At 27.0% G+C, this 17791-nt stretch carries 21 protein-coding genes; 17 read left to right on the plus strand and 4 right to left on the minus strand.

Features of this window, described 5'->3' with window-relative positions:
- Positions 1-56: 56 nt before the first annotated feature.
- Complete coding sequence (locus HMPREF0216_RS12775; RefSeq protein WP_005214937.1) at positions 57-1013, minus strand: alpha/beta hydrolase; 957 nt, start codon at positions 1011-1013, stop codon at positions 57-59.
- A gap of 160 nt (positions 1014-1173) precedes the next feature.
- Here HMPREF0216_RS12775 and pyrE point away from each other — a divergent pair, with 160 nt between their 5' ends.
- Entirely contained in the window at positions 1174-1845 is a 672-nt protein-coding gene (gene pyrE / locus HMPREF0216_RS12780) for an orotate phosphoribosyltransferase (protein ID WP_005214938.1), read from the plus strand.
- A 116-nt stretch (positions 1846-1961) separates the two neighbouring features.
- Here the strand turns inward: pyrE and ilvA are convergent, their stop codons facing one another.
- Positions 1962-3161, minus strand: a complete 1200-nt coding sequence (ilvA, locus tag HMPREF0216_RS12785) for a threonine ammonia-lyase (protein ID WP_051040720.1) — start codon at positions 3159-3161, stop codon at positions 1962-1964.
- A 179-nt stretch (positions 3162-3340) separates the two neighbouring features.
- Here ilvA and HMPREF0216_RS12790 point away from each other — a divergent pair, with 179 nt between their 5' ends.
- From HMPREF0216_RS12790 to miaB, 9 genes are all read left to right on the plus strand, one after another.
- Positions 3341-4081, plus strand: a complete 741-nt coding sequence (locus HMPREF0216_RS12790) for a pseudouridine synthase (RefSeq protein ID WP_005214942.1) — start codon at positions 3341-3343, stop codon at positions 4079-4081.
- A 1-nt stretch (position 4082) separates the two neighbouring features.
- Positions 4083-4622: a tRNA 5-(aminomethyl)-2-thiouridylate-methyltransferase MnmM gene (gene mnmM, locus HMPREF0216_RS12795; protein ID WP_005214944.1), complete on the plus strand. Its 540-nt coding sequence runs from the start codon at positions 4083-4085 to the stop codon at positions 4620-4622.
- Positions 4623-4743: 121 nt separating this feature from the next.
- A complete protein-coding gene (locus tag HMPREF0216_RS12800; RefSeq protein ID WP_005214946.1) occupies positions 4744-5640 on the plus strand; it encodes a MurR/RpiR family transcriptional regulator in 897 nt (298 codons plus the stop codon).
- Positions 5641-5723: 83 nt separating this feature from the next.
- Complete coding sequence (locus HMPREF0216_RS12805) at positions 5724-6938, plus strand: BaiN/RdsA family NAD(P)/FAD-dependent oxidoreductase (protein ID WP_005214948.1); 1215 nt, start codon at positions 5724-5726, stop codon at positions 6936-6938.
- A 60-nt stretch (positions 6939-6998) separates the two neighbouring features.
- Positions 6999-7655 (plus strand): (d)CMP kinase, encoded by a 657-nt coding sequence (cmk, locus tag HMPREF0216_RS12810; RefSeq protein ID WP_005214951.1) that lies wholly within the window; start codon positions 6999-7001, stop codon positions 7653-7655.
- A 31-nt stretch (positions 7656-7686) separates the two neighbouring features.
- The gene (locus HMPREF0216_RS12815; RefSeq protein WP_005214953.1) at positions 7687-8532 is read left to right on the plus strand and encodes a 4-hydroxy-3-methylbut-2-enyl diphosphate reductase; all 846 of its coding nucleotides are present in this window, start codon (positions 7687-7689) and stop codon (positions 8530-8532) included.
- A gap of 1 nt (position 8533) precedes the next feature.
- Positions 8534-9592: a 30S ribosomal protein S1 gene (rpsA, locus tag HMPREF0216_RS12820; RefSeq protein ID WP_005214955.1), complete on the plus strand. Its 1059-nt coding sequence runs from the start codon at positions 8534-8536 to the stop codon at positions 9590-9592.
- An 87-nt stretch (positions 9593-9679) separates the two neighbouring features.
- Positions 9680-10618, plus strand: coding sequence for a GNAT family N-acetyltransferase (locus HMPREF0216_RS16465; protein ID WP_005214957.1), 939 nt, complete (start codon positions 9680-9682; stop codon positions 10616-10618).
- A 102-nt stretch (positions 10619-10720) separates the two neighbouring features.
- Positions 10721-12094, plus strand: a complete 1374-nt coding sequence (miaB, locus tag HMPREF0216_RS12830; protein WP_040419914.1) for a tRNA (N6-isopentenyl adenosine(37)-C2)-methylthiotransferase MiaB — start codon at positions 10721-10723, stop codon at positions 12092-12094.
- Between the two features lie 262 nt (positions 12095-12356).
- Here miaB and HMPREF0216_RS12835 read toward each other — a convergent pair whose 3' ends face one another.
- Together HMPREF0216_RS12835 and HMPREF0216_RS16470 are read right to left on the minus strand one after the other, a co-directional pair.
- Positions 12357-13457 (minus strand): site-specific integrase, encoded by a 1101-nt coding sequence (locus tag HMPREF0216_RS12835; RefSeq protein WP_005214960.1) that lies wholly within the window; start codon positions 13455-13457, stop codon positions 12357-12359.
- A gap of 263 nt (positions 13458-13720) precedes the next feature.
- Positions 13721-14086: a helix-turn-helix domain-containing protein gene (locus HMPREF0216_RS16470; protein WP_005214963.1), complete on the minus strand. Its 366-nt coding sequence runs from the start codon at positions 14084-14086 to the stop codon at positions 13721-13723.
- Positions 14087-14257: 171 nt separating this feature from the next.
- Here HMPREF0216_RS16470 and HMPREF0216_RS12845 point away from each other — a divergent pair, with 171 nt between their 5' ends.
- Genes HMPREF0216_RS12845 through HMPREF0216_RS12870 form a run of 7 tightly spaced genes read left to right on the plus strand, consistent with a single transcriptional unit; the run spans position 14258 to position 17791 of the window.
- On the plus strand, positions 14258-14488 hold the full coding sequence (locus HMPREF0216_RS12845; protein ID WP_005214964.1) for a helix-turn-helix transcriptional regulator: 231 nt from the start codon (positions 14258-14260) through the stop codon (positions 14486-14488).
- A 30-nt stretch (positions 14489-14518) separates the two neighbouring features.
- Positions 14519-14746: a helix-turn-helix domain-containing protein gene (locus HMPREF0216_RS12850; protein WP_005214967.1), complete on the plus strand. Its 228-nt coding sequence runs from the start codon at positions 14519-14521 to the stop codon at positions 14744-14746.
- 19 nt (positions 14747-14765) lie between these two features.
- A complete protein-coding gene (locus HMPREF0216_RS16475) occupies positions 14766-15473 on the plus strand; it encodes a BRO family protein (protein WP_005214969.1) in 708 nt (235 codons plus the stop codon).
- Between the two features lie 19 nt (positions 15474-15492).
- Positions 15493-15786, plus strand: coding sequence for a hypothetical protein (locus HMPREF0216_RS12865; RefSeq protein ID WP_005214971.1), 294 nt, complete (start codon positions 15493-15495; stop codon positions 15784-15786).
- Between the two features lie 38 nt (positions 15787-15824).
- Positions 15825-15971, plus strand: coding sequence for a hypothetical protein (locus HMPREF0216_RS17175; RefSeq protein WP_005214973.1), 147 nt, complete (start codon positions 15825-15827; stop codon positions 15969-15971).
- Between the two features lie 2 nt (positions 15972-15973).
- The gene (locus HMPREF0216_RS17180) at positions 15974-16138 is read left to right on the plus strand and encodes a hypothetical protein (RefSeq protein ID WP_005214975.1); all 165 of its coding nucleotides are present in this window, start codon (positions 15974-15976) and stop codon (positions 16136-16138) included.
- Positions 16139-16150: 12 nt separating this feature from the next.
- The gene (locus HMPREF0216_RS12870; RefSeq protein WP_005214977.1) at positions 16151-17791 is read left to right on the plus strand and encodes an AAA family ATPase; all 1641 of its coding nucleotides are present in this window, start codon (positions 16151-16153) and stop codon (positions 17789-17791) included.

Here is a 17791-nt window from a genome sequence, read left to right on the forward strand (position 1 = left end):
AATTTATTTTTTAACTCTTAACTTAATAACAGTTAAATAGTAATTTTAATAATATATTATTTAGTTTGATCTATAATGTAATCTAATATTGTCATGTATAGATTTAAAGCTTCCTCTTCTGATAAATTTTCTAAATAATGCGTACAATCATTAAGTGTGTAAAATTTAAAATCATTTTTATATTCAAGTGCTTTGTTATAAAAATCTATGGAAGTATAGTATGGAACTATACTATCATTTAAACTATGGATAATTAATGTGTTGGGAAGGTTATAATCTACATAATTAACAGGACTATATAAATTTGATAAATTTTCAAGCTTCTCAACAGTTAAATTTTTAGTAATTTCAACAGGGCCTTCTGATAAATTAATTTTAGATAAATATGTAGGACCAAATAAATCTATTATATATTTAACTTTAGAGGGGTAAGATGATAAGCTTAAATCATCAATAAATTCACTATTATCTGAAAATGCTGCAACCATTGAAAGTTGAGCTCCAGCCGATGGAGATATAATACCTATATTATTAGTATCGAGGTTATAGACATCACTATTCTTATATACCCAACGAATAGTATCTTTTATATCTGAAATTTGTTTATCTAAAATAATATCATCCTCAATAAGCTCGTAGGAAGTACTTATTATTGTATAGCCTTCTTCTTGTAACAAATTAATAATTGGATGTATTCCAGAGGGAATAACTTTATCACCATCAGTCCAACCGTTTCCAAAAACATAAATAATAACAGGAGATGGACTATCGTTATTAACAGAACTATATATATCTAACTTTAAGTTTAAATCATCTCTAGTTTTATAGACTATATCCTTATAGGTTATATCTACGATTGGATCACTATAGAAATCACTAGATACTGTAGGGAGACTTTTATTTATTTTAATTATTTCAAATAAAAATTTAAAATAAATAGAATTATGTACTAAGATAAATAATGTTAAAAGTATTGTGCAAAATGATATTGAAAATAAAAGTTTTTTGTTCATTATAACCTCCTATAATATTTGATATTATAGAATTATAACCATATTAGTGATTATTATAATAAATTATAAAATTTATTTGTATAAAATATAGTATTAGATTTTTTTTACGAATGATGTTACAATATTTAAGAAAAATATACATATATGGAGGAATGTTTATATGAAAAAATATAAAGAAGAATTTATAGAATTTATGGTTAAGAGCAATGTGTTAAGATTTGGTGAATTTACTACTAAAAGTGGTAGACAAACACCATTCTTTATAAATACAGGTAACTATACAACAGGAGAACAACTTGAAAAACTAGGTGAGTTTTATGCTAAAACTATAAATGAACATATTGGGAATGAAGTAGATGTATTGTTCGGACCTGCATATAAAGGTATTCCTTTAACTGTGACTACAGCAATTTCAATGAATAAACTTTATAATGTTAATGTTGAATATTGTTCAAATAGAAAAGAAGTAAAGGATCATGGAGAAGGTGGAATTTTACTTGGAGCTAAGTTGAATGATGGAAGCAATGTTGTAATTGTTGAAGATGTTATGACTGCAGGAACTTCTATATATGAAACTGCACCTATATTAAAAGCACAAGGTGACGTAAATATAAAAGGATTAGTTATTTCTGTTGATAGAATGGAAAAGGGAAAAGGTGAAAAATCAGCTCAAGAAGAAATAAGAGATACATTTGGTATTACAACATACCCAATAGTTACTATGGCTGAAGTAGTTGAATATTTATATAATAGAGAAATTGATGGGAAAATTGTTATTGATGATAAGATTAAAGAAGCAATTGGAGAATACTATAAAAAATATGGTGTTTAAAATTAAATGAAATTCTAAATTTCAATTTGGTTAGTTAAATTTACACTATAGTATAATCATACGATATTAAATATATAGGAGCTTTTAAAAATAAATTTTTTAAAAGCTCCTATTATTTAATATAAGACTTTAATAGAATATGATTCATTTTCAAAGGCATTTATAATTTGTTCAATATGTTCATGTCCATTAGTTTCTACTGTAACTTCTAATTGAACATTATGAATCCTATTAATTGCTTTTAGTTGATTATGATCTAATTTGACTATATTGGCATTTTCTTTTGCTAATATTTCAGATATCTTTAAAAGTTCACCAGGTACATTTCTAAGTTCTAAACAGAAACAGAATAATCTACCTTTTGAAACTAAACCATTATTTATTAATGATGATATTGTTAGCATATCAATATTTCCACCACTTATAACACAACATATATTTTTGTTTTTGACATTTAATTTTCTAAGGGCAGCTAAAGAAACAACGCCAGAAGCTTCTGCCAATAATTTATGTTTCTCTGTTAGCAAAAGAAATGTTTCTACGATATCATTTTCAGATACAGTAATAATTTCATCAACAAGGTCTTTTATTATCTCAAAGGTTAAGTTTCCAGGTGTTTTAACAGCTATACCATCAGCAATGGTATTAACACTATCTAGTGTTGTAATAGCTTTATTAGTAATACTTTTTTTCATTGATGCAGCTCCAGCTGCTTGTACACCAATAATTTTTATATTAGGATTTATTTCTTTTGCAGCAAGACTTATACCACTTATAAGTCCACCTCCACCGATTGGACAAATTATATAGTCGAAGTTTTTAAAGTCATTAAAGATTTCTAAAGCAATAGTACCTTGTCCACATATGACGTCAATATCATCAAATGGATGTATAAAGACTTTACCAAGCTCATTTTCTATTCTTTTTGCTTCAAGAAAAGCATCATCATAACATTTACCATGTAAAACTACATTGCCACCATAATTTTTTGTAGATTCAACTTTTAAGTAAGGAGTGGTTTTAGGCATTACAATAGTAGAGTTAACTCCTATTAAAGAAGAGGCATACGCAACTCCTTGAGCATGATTACCTGCTGAAGAGCACACTACACCTCTAGATTTTTCTTCATCTGACAACAAAGAAATTTTATTTAAAGCTCCTCTAATTTTATAAGCTCCTGTTAACTGAAGATTTTCACATTTCATATAAATATTATTATTTGAATTTTCACTAAAAACATTGCTATATAATAATGGAGTTTTCACTATTATATCTTCAATATTTTTTTGGGCTATTTTAATTTTTTCTAAATACATAGAAATATCCCCCTTTTTATCTATAAATAGCAATAAATATATAATATCACAAATAAATACAATTATCGATAATTTTTAAAAGAATAAAAAGGAAGTTTTTAAATAGTTCAAGTTTTTATTGTATAAATTATTTTTAAAATATATAATTACTTTGAATATTAAGTAACGGAGTGAAATGTATGGAAGAAAGATTACAGAAATACATGGCTAGATGTGGAGATGCATCAAGGCGTAAATGTGAAGAGATTATTTTAAATGGAGAAATAAAAGTAAATGGGATTTTAGTTACAGAAGTAGGAACTAAAATTAATCCTAGTACTGATAAAGTTTTTTATAAAGATAAAGAAATTAAAGTTGAAGAGAAAAAAGTATATATTATGCTTAATAAACCAGAAGGATATATAACTTCTGTAAAAGATGAACGTGGTAGAAAAACAGTTTTAGACATAGTTAAGGTTGAGGAGAGAATATTCCCAATAGGGAGATTAGACTACGATAGTTCAGGTTTGCTTCTTTTAACTAATGATGGAAGTGTTTATAATAATATAATTCATCCTAGAGTAATATTAAAGAAAAAATATATAGCAACATGTAGGGGGAAATTTACAGAGTCTGATATTAAGAAATTCAAAAGTGGTATAAATATAGGTGATTATATTACAGCTGAAGCTGATATAGACATAATAAGCGAAGAAAAAAGATATAGTAAAATTAAGAAAAAAGAAGAAATTATAAGTACAGTAGAAATATCAATACATGAAGGTAAAAATAGACAGATAAGAAGAATGTGTGCTTCTTTAAATCATGAAGTATTAACACTAAAGAGAGTTTCAATTGGTGAATTAAAAATTGGATATTTAAAAAAAGGTGAGTTTAGAAATTTAACTGATGACGAAATAAAATATATAAAGGGGTTATAAAATGTTTAGATATGTGTCTGATATCAGCGAGTTATCTCATGATATAATAAGTAGGTATTTAGATAAGAAAAATGTTGCAATTGATGCCACATTAGGAAATGGATATGATTGTGATTTTTTATCAAGTAATTTTAAAAAAGTATATGCATTTGATATACAAAAGGAAGCTTGTGAAAATTATAGTATAAAAAATGATAATGTTATTGTGATAAATGATTCTCATCATAAGTTTGAAGACTATATTAAAGAACAAGTAGATTGTATAATATATAATTTAGGATACTTACCAGGTGGAGAAAAAACTATTACTACAAAATCTAATACATCTTTAATTAGCATTCAAAAGGGATTAGAGTTATTAGCAAGTGGTGGTATGATGACTATTGCTATATATAGAGGTCATGATGAAGGTAAGATAGAAGAAAATTGCATTATTGGATATTTAAAAACTCTTAATAAAAAACATTATGGGGTTATGATACACGAGTATTTAAACAGAGCTAGTACAGCACCTTTATTAGTTGTTATAGAAAAGAAATAAAGAAAAATATTAAATTAAAACTTGCAAATTCAAAGAGTACATTATAATTATTTCGTTGATTAAATTATTAAATAATGCTAAAATAATTTAAGTTATTAAAAAATAGGAGAAGAAATAGACAATGGAAAGAACTATGAATGATGAATCAAGAGATTTAATGAAATTAATTCAACTTAGGTTTCCTAGGCTTAGTAAAGGTCAAAAATTAATTGCAGAATATATACTTAAAAATTATGATAAGGCTGCATTTATGACAGCAGCAAAATTAGGATTAGCTGTAGGTGTATCAGAATCTACAGTCGTTAGGTTTGCAATAGAATTAGGTTTTTCTGGATATCCTAAATTACAACGTTCATTACAGGAATTAATCAAGAATAAGCTTACAACTGTTCAAAGGTTAGAATTATCTAGTGATTATATTAGTGAAGGGTATGCGTTAAAAGGTGTTCTTAAAGCTGATATGGAAAATATAAGAGCAACTATGGAGAAAATTGATTATAATACCTTTGAAGATGTAGTTAATAATATATTTACGGCTAAAAGGATATATATAATAGGTTTAAGAAGTTCTATGGCATTAGCTGAGTTTTTAGGATTCTATTTAAATATAATATTACAAAATGTAAAAACAGTAGGTTATGGAATTTCAGATATATTTGAACAAATGATAAATGTTGGAGAAGATGATTTAGTTATAGGAATAGGATTCCCTAGGTATGCAAGCAGAACTATTGATGCTTTAGCTTTTGCACAAAATAGAGGTGCTACAGTAGTTGCAGTTACTGATAGCTTTTTATCTCCTTTAGCTACTAGAGCTGACTATTCATTAATTGCTCAAAGTAATATGGCATCATTTGTTGATTCGTTAGTTGCACCTTTGTCTGTTATTAATGCATTAATTATTGCAGTTGGAATGAGAGAAAAAGAAAATATATCTAATGTTTTTAATAACTTAGAAGAAATATGGCAAGAATATAATGTTTATTCTTATAATAATAGAAATGTAATTGATGATTAAACTAATCATATAAAGGAATTAGCATATGTTAATTCCTTTACTTATTGTTAATTATAAAATAAAAGATACTTGGAGGACTTTAAATGGCAAAAGTCATAGTTATAGGTGCTGGACCAGCCGGCATGATGGCTGCTATAACAGCTGCTAAAAAACACGATGTAATTTTATTAGACGGAAATGATAGGGTAGGAAAAAAGTTATTTATTACAGGAAAAGGTCGTTGTAATGTAACAAATTCAAAAGATATTAGTGAGTTTTTTGATTTCATCCCTGGAAATCCTCACTTTTTATATAGTGCATTGTATTCTTATACAAATGAAGATACTATAAATTTTTTTGAAAACCAAGGAATAAAATTGAAAAGTGAGCGTGGAGGAAGAGTTTTTCCTTATTCAGATAAATCTTCAGATATAATAAGGGGACTATCAACAGCACTAAAAGAATCAGGTGTGGAACTTAAGCTTAATTCAAAAGTTACTAATATAATTATGAAAGAAGATAAGATTGAATATGTTGAAATTAACAACGATAAAAAATGTGTTGGGGACTATTATATTTTAGCTACTGGGGGAGCATCTTATCCGTTGACAGGTTCAAGAGGTGAAGGTCAAAAATTTGCTAAAAAGTTAGGGCATACAGTTACTGAATTAAAGCCATCATTAATACCTATAGAAATTAATGAACCGTGGATTAAGGAAGTTATGGGCTTATCACTTAAAAACATTTCTCTTAGTATAACTAAAAATAATAAAAGTTTATATAAAAATCAAGGTGAAATGCTGTTTACTAGTTATGGAATTTCAGGTCCTCTAGTTTTAAGTGCCTCTAGATGTATAATTGATAAATCAGAATATGTAGCAGTACTAGATTTAAAACCAGCATTAAGTGAACAAGAATTAGATAAAAGGATTCAAAAAGATTTTAAAAAATATCAAAATAAAGATTTTAAAAATTCGTTAGATGAATTATTACCTCAAAAAATGATTCCAATTATTATAGAATTATCTAAAATTCCTGAAAATAAAAAAGTTAATGTCATAACTAAAGAAGAAAGAAAAAATTTAGTTTTACTTTTAAAAGGAATTAAAATGAAAGTAAAAGGATTAAGACCACTAGAAGAAGCTATTGTTACAGCTGGTGGAGTAAGCACTTTAGAGATTGATCCTTCTACGATGAAATCAAAAAAAATTAATAATTTATCATTTGCTGGGGAGATAATTGATGTTGATGCTTTTACTGGCGGATATAATGTACAAATTGCTTTATCAACTGGTTATTTAGCTGGAGATAATATATAGAAAATTAAATTTAATTTATATATAATAAAAATACATATGCTTGAAAGGTGGATAATTTAAATGAGAATAGCTGTAGCTATAGATGGGCCAGCAGGTGCTGGGAAAAGTACAATTGCAAAATTAGTGGGAAAAAAGTTTAATTTAATGTATATAAACACAGGAGCAATGTATAGAGCAGTTGCTTTAGTTGCTAAAAGAAATAATATATCTTCAAGTGATATTAATAGCTTAATGGATATTATAGATGAAATGGAAATGCATTTTGAAAATGATGATTTAATTTTAAATGGTGTTAATATCCAAGACGAAATAACAATGCCAGAAATAAGTGAGATAGTATCTGAGTATGCATCTATACCAGAAGTAAGAAAAAAATTAGTTGCACTTCAAAGGAAGATGTCAGAGAAGTATGATGTAATAATGGATGGAAGAGATATTGGAACAGTTGTTTTAAAAGATTCTAAATTCAAATTCTTTTTAACGGCAACTCCAGAAGAAAGAGCTAGAAGAAGATATTCTGAATTGAAAAATAGAGGAATAGATGTGGATTATAATAAGCTTTTAGATGATATAATAAAGAGGGATTATATAGATAGCAATAGAGAAACAGATCCATTAAGAAAGGCAGAAGATGCTAAAGAAATAGACAGTTCAAATTATAATATTACGGAAGTAACTGAAATAATTTGTAATTTAATACAAAATGATTTAAAATAGATAATATACTGAATATCATAGGAGAAAAGTAATGAGAAAAGTTACATTAGCTAAAAATGCTGGTTTTTGTTTTGGTGTTAAAAGAGCAGTAGATGAAGCTATAAAAACTCAAAGAGAGTATAATAAAAAAATATATACATTAGGACCATTAATTCATAATAACGATGTGGTAAATTACCTTGAAGATAATGATATTTATGCTATAGATATTAATGATATAGAAAATTTAAATTCTGGAGATGTAATACTAATTAGATCTCATGGAGTTTCTAAAGAGGTATTTGATCTATTAACTGATAAAGGCTTAATTGTTATTAATGCAACTTGTCCATTTGTAACAAATATACAAAAGAAAGTTAATAAATTTTCAAATGAAGGCTATAAGATAGTTATCTTAGGTGATAAAAATCATCCAGAAGTTATTGGGATAAACGGATGGTGTAATAATGAAGCAATAGTAACAAAAGATGGTAAAATTATTGAAGATTTACCTAATAAGGTGTGTGTTGTTTCTCAAACTACAGAAAAAGAAGAAAATTGGAACATTACAATTAATAATTTAAATAATAAGGTTAGCGAATTGAAGCAATTTAATACTATTTGTGCAGCTACTGAAGAAAGACAAAGCAGTGTTTTAGAATTATCAAAAACTGTAGATTTTATGATTATTGTAGGTGGAAAAAATAGTTCAAACACAACTAAACTATATGAAATAGCAAAAGAAAATTGTAAAAACACTATACATATAGAAAATGCAAAGGAGCTACCACAAAGTTTAATAGATGATTCATCAATAAATACAATAGGTGTAACAGCTGGAGCATCAACTCCAGATTGGATAATAAAGGAAGTAATTGAAGTGATGGAGGGAAAATAAAATGGAAGAACAATTAACTTTAATGAATGAAATGGATAGAAAGTTTCGTATAGGAGATGAAATAGAAGGAGAAATATTCTCTATTAAGAGTGATGAAATTGTTATTTCTTTAGTAGGATATAAAATAGATGGTATTATTCCAATAAAGGAATTAGCAGCTCAAGATAGAGTTAATGAAGTATTAAGCAACTTAAATATAGGTGATAAAATTACAGCTAAGGTAATTAAATTAAAGAATGAAGATAATTATGTTGTATTATCACGTCTAGAATATGAAAAAGAAGAAACTTTATTTAAATTAGAAGAATTATTTAAAAGTGGAGAAAACTTTGATGTTATAGTTAAAGAAGCTAAAGAAAAGGGATTAGTTGCATATTTTAATGGTGTTAGAATATTTATACCATCTTCACAAATTGATGTAAGATATGTTGAAGATAAAAATGCTTTAGTTAATACTACTTTAACTGTAAGATTAATAGATTTTTCAAGAGAAAATTTATCTAAAATTGTAGCATCTAGAAGAGTTATTTTAGAAGAAGCTAAGCTACAAAAAGAACAAGCTACATGGGATTCGTTAAATGAAGGGGATGTAGTTAAAGCAGAAGTAAAAAGATTTACTAAATTCGGAGCTTTTGCTGAAATAAATGGTGTAGATGGATTAATTCATTTATCTCAAATATCTTGGAAGCATATAAATTCATGTGATGAAATATTAAAAATTGGTGAAATTATTGATGTAAAAATAATTGGATTAGATAAAGAACAAAAGAAATTATCATTAAGTATTAAAGCTCTTACTCCAGAACCATGGAGCGTAATAGATGAAAAGTATACTGAAGGTTCTGCAGTTTTAGGTAAGGTAGTAAGAATAAATGATTTTGGTGCATTTGTTGAATTAGAACCAGGAATAGATGGGTTAGTTCATATTTCAAAGATTAGCCATGATCATATAAAGCACCCATCAGAAGTATTAACTATAGGTGAAGAGGTTAAATGTATTATATTAAGTATTGATAAAGAAAATAGAAAAATTGCACTTAGTATAAAAGATGCTCAATAAAATTTAGCGTATATTAAAAAGATTACACATATAAATATTAGTGTAATCTTTTTATATTATATAGTATTAATTATTAATGAGGTATATATGGTTTTATTAGAAAAATTATCTAATAGTAATTTTGAGAAGTTTAGAGAGTTGAGTTTAGAGAGAATTAGTGTTGAAAATTATGATAAAGACTTTTTTGAATATTATGAAAAGGAAAAATTCTTTTTTAAAATTTTTTTCAAAAAGTTTGTTAAATTATTTGTGTATAATGGTGAAATTATAGGATATATATGGTATGAAGTTCCTGTTGAAATTCCTATAAGAATATGGTCTTTATATGTTAAAGAGGAATACTTAGAATGTTTAGATGAATCTATTCTTAAATCTTTTAATAATACAATTCTTACTTATGAAACACAAGATGATAAAACTAATAACATTATGCTTAAAAATTTGGGTTTTAAGAAAGTAAATCCATCTGTATTAATGAATATTAAAGTTAACTCTTTTTCAAAACAGTATTATATAGATAAATTATTTTCTAGTATTGAAAATGATATTTCAATACTAGAAAAGTTTATATATTTCACAAATGAAAAATATGATAATTTAGTAATTACTACAGAAATAATGAAGAAAAATGAAGAAGAGCAATTACGGTGTGATATACAAAATAGTGTTTTTTTTAATGAAGATAGATCACCTCTTCAATTAGAAGATATAGAAAATGATATAAAACAAGATTATTATATCGATGATTTATCAATGTTTGTTAAGATTAATAATATTGCAATAGGATATGGGCAAGTAATTTATAATAGAGGAATGTATACTGTTGTTAACTTTGGAATCATTAATGAATTTAGAGGGTATGGTTTTGGTAAAATATTATTATGTTCATTAATAAAGGCTTGCAAAGAAATGGATATTTTAGATTTATATATTAGAGTAGAGGAAAATAATATATCTGCATTAAAATTATATAGTTGGATAGGTTTTTCACCTAAACTTATTATAAATAAATGGGAAAGAAAGTAATGTTTTTTAGAGATAAAATGGGCTAACACTTTATTTTTTGCAAAATGTTATGTTATAATACATTAAGAATTCTATTTTATGTTTACAATGGAGGAGAGAGTTATGACAAAAGTATTTGATTATAAGTCATTAGACGAATTAAAGAACCAAGGTGAAGGGAAATACTTTTATATTCATACTTATGGGTGTCAGATGAACGAAGAAGATTCTGAAAAACTTTCAGGTATGTTAAAGAGATTAGGATATACAAGAACAGAAGAAAAAACAGAGGCTGAAATAATATTATTTAATACTTGTTGTGTAAGAGAAAATGCAGAAAATAAGGTTTTTGGTAATTTAGGACAATTAAAAGCATTAAAAGCTAAAAATCCTGATTTAATAGTTGGAATATGTGGATGTATGATGCAACAAGAAGGAATGGCAGATAAGATATTAAAACAATTCCCGTATGTTAATATTATATTTGGAACACATAATGCATATAAATTCCCAGAGTATTTAAATAGAGTTAAAACAGAAGGTGTTCAAATAAAAGAGATATTTAATAAGGAAGAAGAAATTGTTGAAGGTCTTCCAGTTGATAGAAAAAGTGATGTTAAGGCTTTTGTTACTATAATGTATGGATGTAATAACTTCTGTACATACTGCATAGTTCCATATGTTAGAGGAAGAGAAAGATCAAGAAAGCCAGAAGATATTTTAAAGGAAATAAAAGAGTTAGTTGCAAATGGATATAAAGAAATAACACTTTTAGGTCAAAATGTTAATTCTTATGGAAAAGGATTAGAAAATGAAGTTTCTTTTGCTGAACTTTTAAGAATGATAAATGAAATAGATGGATTAGAAAGAGTTAGATTTATGACTTCTCATCCAAAGGATTTAAATGATGATGTAATTAAAGCTATAAAAGAATGTGGAAAACTATGTGAGCAAATACATTTACCTGTTCAAAGTGGTTCAAATAGAATACTAAAGAAAATGAATAGACATTATACAAGAGAGTATTATTTACTAGTTCTAAATAAAATAAAAAGAGAAATTCCAGATGTAGCATTAACTACAGATATCATAGTTGGGTTCCCTGGTGAAACAGAAGAAGATTTTATAGATACATTAGAATTAGTTAAAGAAGTTAAATATGATGCGGCATTTACTTTCATTTATTCAAGAAGAAATAATACGCCAGCAGATATGATGTTAGATCAAGTTAATGATGAAGATAAGCATAATAGATTTAACAGATTAGTTGAAGCTGTAAATTCTAATGTAATAGCTCAAAATAAAGCTTATGAAGGGAAAATAGTTGAAGTTCTAGTTGAAGGTACTAGTAAGAATGATGAATCTAAGTTAAGTGGTAGAACTAGAAATGGTAGATTAGTTAATTTTGCAGCTGAAGGTGTAAAAGTAGGAGATATAGTAAATGTTACAATTACCAAAGCTCAAAACTTTTCACTAATAGGTGAAGTTTGTAAGTAATATATGTGTATAGGTAAGCAACTCAGAAAAAATCTGGGTTGCTTTTAATTTATATTATTTAAATAGTAGCTATAATATAACAAAAAAAAATAAAATATGATAATATATAAATAAACAAAAATATAAAATGTATGGAGGAATTTAAATTATGGCATTGACACCGATGATGAGATACTGCTTTAATAACCCCTTATAAACACTTGTTTTATTGCAATATAATAACTCAAAAACTATAAACGGCAAAAAAACGGCAAAAATGAAATTATATATCTAAATTTTCAAAATTATTATTAATTATATTCTTTGCATTCATTAACATGCTATCTGTAACATGAGTATAAGTATTCATAGTTTCTTTAACATCATGACCAAGTATATAGGCTGCTGTTTTAAAATCTACACCCGATGCAATTAATTTAGTTGCATATGTATGCCTAAGTTCATGTAAACACACATTGAATCCTAAACTTTTCATTCTTTTATTCAGTACAGTCTGAAAACTTCTTTTTTCTCCAAAATTAAATATTCTACCATCTTCAGCTGGTTTATTATTAAACATATAATTTCTAATTTCCTTAATTGTAATTTCAGGTACTGGGATTATTCTATTAGAGTTCCTGCTTTTAAGAGGACCAAGCCCACAAACACCATTTCCTATATCTTTAAATTGCTTATTAATATCTATACCATTATTTAATATATCATCTTTTGTTAATCCTAAAATTTCTCCTATTCTAAGCCCTGCTGTAACAGCTATTAATGAAACTATGTAATATTTTTCTTTGTCATGTTTTAATTTTGAGAGAAGAGCTTTAACTTCCTCATCATCTAAAGCTCTTCTTTTTATTATTGTTTTATTCTTCTTTAGTTTAATATCATCACAAGGAGATACATTAAGTATTTTATATTTCTTAACTGCCGAATTGAATAAAATCTTAATATATCCTACTTTAGATTCAATAGTTTTTTGTGTTCTGCCTTTTCGGTATAAGTCATCTATAATATTTTGCACATCTTTAGTTTTAATAGATTTAAGAGGAAAATCCAATAATGCTTTAAAGCTATTGACAGAATACTTCATATTTGAAATTGTAGCAGCAGTTTGATACAAGTCATTATCTTGTTTATATATTTCATAAAACTCGCTGAATGTTACTTCAGAGTAATCCAGATTTAAATTCTTTGTAGATTTAATAGCTTCTTTTATAGCTTCGAGAGCTTTATCAGCTGCTCTTTTTGCTTCTTGCTTACTCTTAAATCCTTGCTTAGCTTTTTGTTTCCATTTACCAATATCGTAATCTTTATAAGATATTATGAATTGCCATCCTTTATCTTTCTGGCGATATGTAATGTTGTATTGCATAACTTTTCCTCCTTTGTATAAATTAATTTTCCATTTTTAGTTATACAACTAATTTTAGTTAACATGTCTACCCCTCCGATTTATCCCTTATTCCTTAAAAATTCATCTCATATTCTTAATTTATATAATTTATCTTTTGTAGTGTTCAGTATACCGAACATAAACGTATGTTCACATCAGGTGTAAAAAATATGGAAAATATCAACATTGTTAATATTTCCCTTGTCTGATTTTTTTTTATGTTACTTTTCAAAAAACTTAAATTACAATAGCTTTTTAACATCGAATCCAACACTCTTAAGTTTTTCAAAAAGTTCTTCAATATCTTTTTCTGTTAAATGTAATTTTTCATCATCAAAAGTAATCTCAAATAAATCTCCATCTATTTCTTTTTTTATATAAGTTCTATAATCATCAGATCTTAATAATAAAAAATTGGCATCTACATTTAAAAAATCAGCTATTTGAGATAATATTTTAAAGTTTGGTTCTCTTCTATCAACTAAATATCCACTTACAGTAGATTGTGAGACATTAAGAGCGTCCGCTAAGTCTTTCTTTTTAATTTCTTTTTGTTCTAATAAAAAGCTCAGTCTTTTACCAAAAGTGTCCAACATTTTCATATCCATAATAATCACACCTCAATATAAGTATAAGCTATATGCAAACTTTTAATTAAAAAATTGACAAAAAGCTAATTATTTTTAAAAAACATATTGACAACTTGACATAACGCGAATATAATTAACACATAAGCTAAAGAAATTTACTTATAGAAAATATCCAAAGGGGGTGATAATATGAGTAATGTATTATTCTTAAGAAGAGGATTTGGTTTAACCCAAGATTATGTAGCTAAAGAATTAGGTATATCAAGACCTACATTATCAAAAAAAGAAAACAATCAATTGGATTGGACTAAAAGTGAAATGGAAATATTATCCAATATTTTTAAGAAATTTAATAAAAAATACACAATAGAAGAAATTTTTTTTAGTAATAACTTCGCTATTAGCGAATCGAATGATTAAAAATTAACTTTTAGCAAAGAAGGGTTTAATATGAATCTAAAAAACATAAGAAAAGAAAAGGGATTAACTTTATCAAAACTAAGTAGTATTTCAAGTATAAGCGCTAGTTATTTAAGTGAACTTGAAAAAGGTAAATATGAAGCTACTGAAAGTAAAATAATTCGCTTAAGTTTAGCACTTGGAATTACACCAAACGAATTACTTGGATGGGAAGAAATAATAGATAACTTAAAAAGTAATCTAAATAATTTTATTTAAAAAATAGGATGGTGGGAGAATGGAGAACACAAAACATCAAAGAAGAAAAGATGTTCAATTATTTATTAATAAGGATTTAGGTTTAGAAGTAAGAGCGATTACAAATTCTGATGGAAGTATTTCGGTAAATGCAGAAGATGCTGCTACAGGATTTGGATGGATTGAAATTAAAGATGGTAAAAGATACGTTATGTGGAGAAGAGTAAATAAGTTTATAAAGGAATTTGATATTTCGGCACAAGTGTCGAAAGGAGATTTTATTCCAGAGAGTTTATTCTATTTATTAGGAATGAAAGCAGAAAATAAAGCAGCACAGGAATTTCAAAGATGGTTAGCAGTAGATGTAATACCACAGATAAGAAAAACAGGAACATATTCACCTAATAATCAACTTGCTTTGTCAGAGTTTAAGGGCCAAGTAATGTCATTAGTAAATGATATAGTATCTGAAAAAATTAATGAAGTTGAAGAAAAATGTTCAGAATTCTATAAAATCAACTCAGCAAAGAAGTATGATGTTAGTCAATATATTAAAAGAAGGTTAGGAATCAATAAAGCTAATAATGAATATCAGCAAGTTAAAGATAGAGTATTTCTATTACTTAATGTTACCAAATGGGAAGATATAGACATTGATACATTCAAAGAGTCTATAGATATTATAGATGAAAGTATACGTGTGATAAAAATGGAAAGGCCTTACGAACAAACTAGATTTAATTTATAGAACTACAGGAGGTTATTAAATGAAAGCAGTATTAACTAGAGCAGAATTAGCAGAAAGATGGAATGTAGATGTAAGAACTATAGCTAACTGGGAAAATGAAAGAATAATTCAAAGAGTAGATGGATTACCATTACCTAGATATTCTATAGAGCATATTCAATCTTTAGAGGGTATAAAGGATTTACATCAGTTTTCGCCTATAGAAAGAAGAAGATTAGAGGGAGAACTAGAAAAGCTTAAAGCAGAGAATGAAAAATTAAAGGCAGTATTATCTAAGATACTTTCAGAAAGTGCAAAAATCGTAGGAATGTAACTTAACATAATTAACTACTGTAAAGGAGGTGATTAATTATGGAAGAAGAGATATTAGAAAAATCTAATGAACTTTATGATTTATTATCAAAGTTTAAAGAGAATGCAGAGAGTTCGAGTCAATACTGGAGTGTAGTAGAAACTCAAAACTCACTTGGATCATTAATGCAAAGTATAGGGGGATAATTATGAGTTTAATGTATAAGTTGTATGTTATATGGATTGGAACATTAAAGTTCGCATATATCAATGGAGCGTGTTTAGTTACAGTTATTGCAATTATGGCTATTATTACTGCATTAACAGATGATAAGGCTATATTTACAAAAATATTTAAAAAATTTATGGAGTAAAGGAGAATCTGAATGTCTAAAATTTCATTTTTAAAAGTAAATTCATTTTTAGGTGTAGATGAATTAGAGTTATCACCAGGAAAAGTTAATATTTTCAAAGGACCCATGGGAAGTGGGAAAACCTCAGTAATTGAAGCTATAGAAAAAACTTTTACAAATAAAAGCAGAAGAACTGAAGTTATTAAGCACGGAGAAGAGGAAGCAACATTATTTGTTGAACTTAATGATGGATTAGAAATTGATAGAAGATTAAGAACTGAAAAGGGTGATTATCTTAAGGTTAGAAAATCAGATGAAGGTGTACCAAGTACAGAAAAGTTTTTAAGAACATTAGTTAATGGAAATATATTCAGACCTTTAGACTGGGTAAATCTTTCAGTTAAAGAACAGACTAAATCATTGCTTAGCATGTTAGAGATAAATTGGAGCGAGCAGGATATCGTAAATTGGTTTGGCGACCTAGTGGACGATATCGACTACTCACAACATATACTACTTATTATTAAGAGTATAGAACAAAAATACTATAAAATACGTGAAGAAGTCAATAGAGAAGTTAAGGAGCTAAATGCACGTATCAATGCGCTATATGAAGAATTACCAGCAGAATATGATGGAGAAGCTTGGAGAGAAGTAAAAGTTCAAGAATATTATGCAAAAGTAAGTGAAGCTCAAGAAATAAATAGATTAATTGATATGGCTAAGGGACTTCAAGAAAGTTTTAATGATAAGGTTGAAGCTATTAAGGCTAGAGGAGAAAAACAAAAAGCTAATATTACTTTAACTTATAAAGAGCATAGAGAAGATATAAATGACATTATAGCTTTATCTAATAGCAAAATTGAGAGAGCAAATAACTTTATAGATAATTCTAATAATACTTTAGAAAATGAATTAAATAAGCTAGATAATCAACTTGAATCAGAATATCAAGCATTATTACAAAAGTATTCTGTTTTAAAAGATGAAAAGAAAAGAGAATTATTAGCAGCAGTAGAAGAACAAAAAGATATTATAGCTATAAACAATAATAAAATAGCAACCAAAGAACAAGAACTTAGAAGTTTAGATGAAAAGGAAGAAGCTGAAAAATTTGCAGTAGATGAAAAGATTAAATCAGATATAGAAAAAGAAGAAATACGAATAGGTAAAGCTGCAAGCTATTTAAGAGAGAATACACCAATAGATATAGCACCATTGCAATTAGAGGCTGATAATGTAGCTGAAATGGTAGGTTATTTAAGAGATTGGGATAGGATCATAGAGATAAGAGATGGTATTTTAGCATCAAAACAAGAATATTCAGTTGAATTAACAGCTAAAATTGATAAAGCTAGAAAACTGCCAGGAGAATTACTTAAAACTGCTAAGATGCCTGTAGATGGAATTTCAGTTGATGTAGATGGTAATGTGCGAATAAATGGAACATTAATAAATGGTTTATCAGATGGCGAAAAACTTACATTAGCGATGCGAGTTGCAAAGGCTCAATGCGGAGAATTAAAGCTTATTTGTATGGATAAGTGGGAGAGCTTAGATAAAGTGGCTCAAGCTAAACTGTTAGAAGAAATGACTACTGATGAATATCAATACTTTGTTACAGAGGTAATGAATACTGAAAGTAACTTAGTAGAAGTTGAAAAGATAGGGTAG

The sequence above is a fragment of the Clostridium celatum DSM 1785 genome (genome assembly GCF_000320405.1).
Lineage (GTDB): Bacteria > Bacillota > Clostridia > Clostridiales > Clostridiaceae > Clostridium > Clostridium celatum.

Excerpts from the sequence above, each read along its gene's own strand:
- HMPREF0216_RS16470 (WP_005214963.1), bottom strand. The coding sequence starts at position 14,086 with ATGGATATGAAAATGTTGGACACTTTTGGTAAAAGACTGAGCTTTTTA.
- HMPREF0216_RS17175 (WP_005214973.1), top strand. The coding sequence starts at position 15,825 with ATGGAAGAAGAGATATTAGAAAAATCTAATGAACTTTATGATTTATTA.
- HMPREF0216_RS12845 (WP_005214964.1), top strand. The coding sequence starts at position 14,258 with ATGAGTAATGTATTATTCTTAAGAAGAGGATTTGGTTTAACCCAAGAT.
- HMPREF0216_RS17180 (WP_005214975.1), top strand. The coding sequence starts at position 15,974 with ATGAGTTTAATGTATAAGTTGTATGTTATATGGATTGGAACATTAAAG.
- HMPREF0216_RS12805 (WP_005214948.1), top strand. The coding sequence starts at position 5,724 with ATGGCAAAAGTCATAGTTATAGGTGCTGGACCAGCCGGCATGATGGCT.
- HMPREF0216_RS12835 (WP_005214960.1), bottom strand. The coding sequence starts at position 13,457 with ATGCAATACAACATTACATATCGCCAGAAAGATAAAGGATGGCAATTC.
- mnmM (WP_005214944.1), top strand. The coding sequence starts at position 4,083 with ATGTTTAGATATGTGTCTGATATCAGCGAGTTATCTCATGATATAATA.
- HMPREF0216_RS16465 (WP_005214957.1), top strand. The coding sequence starts at position 9,680 with ATGGTTTTATTAGAAAAATTATCTAATAGTAATTTTGAGAAGTTTAGA.
- HMPREF0216_RS12790 (WP_005214942.1), top strand. The coding sequence starts at position 3,341 with ATGGAAGAAAGATTACAGAAATACATGGCTAGATGTGGAGATGCATCA.
- HMPREF0216_RS12775 (WP_005214937.1), bottom strand. The coding sequence starts at position 1,013 with ATGAACAAAAAACTTTTATTTTCAATATCATTTTGCACAATACTTTTA.
- HMPREF0216_RS12870 (WP_005214977.1), top strand. The coding sequence starts at position 16,151 with ATGTCTAAAATTTCATTTTTAAAAGTAAATTCATTTTTAGGTGTAGAT.
- HMPREF0216_RS12815 (WP_005214953.1), top strand. The coding sequence starts at position 7,687 with ATGAGAAAAGTTACATTAGCTAAAAATGCTGGTTTTTGTTTTGGTGTT.
- HMPREF0216_RS12850 (WP_005214967.1), top strand. The coding sequence starts at position 14,519 with ATGAATCTAAAAAACATAAGAAAAGAAAAGGGATTAACTTTATCAAAA.
- HMPREF0216_RS12865 (WP_005214971.1), top strand. The coding sequence starts at position 15,493 with ATGAAAGCAGTATTAACTAGAGCAGAATTAGCAGAAAGATGGAATGTA.
- HMPREF0216_RS16475 (WP_005214969.1), top strand. The coding sequence starts at position 14,766 with ATGGAGAACACAAAACATCAAAGAAGAAAAGATGTTCAATTATTTATT.
- ilvA (WP_051040720.1), bottom strand. The coding sequence starts at position 3,161 with ATGTATTTAGAAAAAATTAAAATAGCCCAAAAAAATATTGAAGATATA.
- cmk (WP_005214951.1), top strand. The coding sequence starts at position 6,999 with ATGAGAATAGCTGTAGCTATAGATGGGCCAGCAGGTGCTGGGAAAAGT.
- pyrE (WP_005214938.1), top strand. The coding sequence starts at position 1,174 with ATGAAAAAATATAAAGAAGAATTTATAGAATTTATGGTTAAGAGCAAT.
- HMPREF0216_RS12800 (WP_005214946.1), top strand. The coding sequence starts at position 4,744 with ATGGAAAGAACTATGAATGATGAATCAAGAGATTTAATGAAATTAATT.
- miaB (WP_040419914.1), top strand. The coding sequence starts at position 10,721 with ATGACAAAAGTATTTGATTATAAGTCATTAGACGAATTAAAGAACCAA.
- rpsA (WP_005214955.1), top strand. The coding sequence starts at position 8,534 with ATGGAAGAACAATTAACTTTAATGAATGAAATGGATAGAAAGTTTCGT.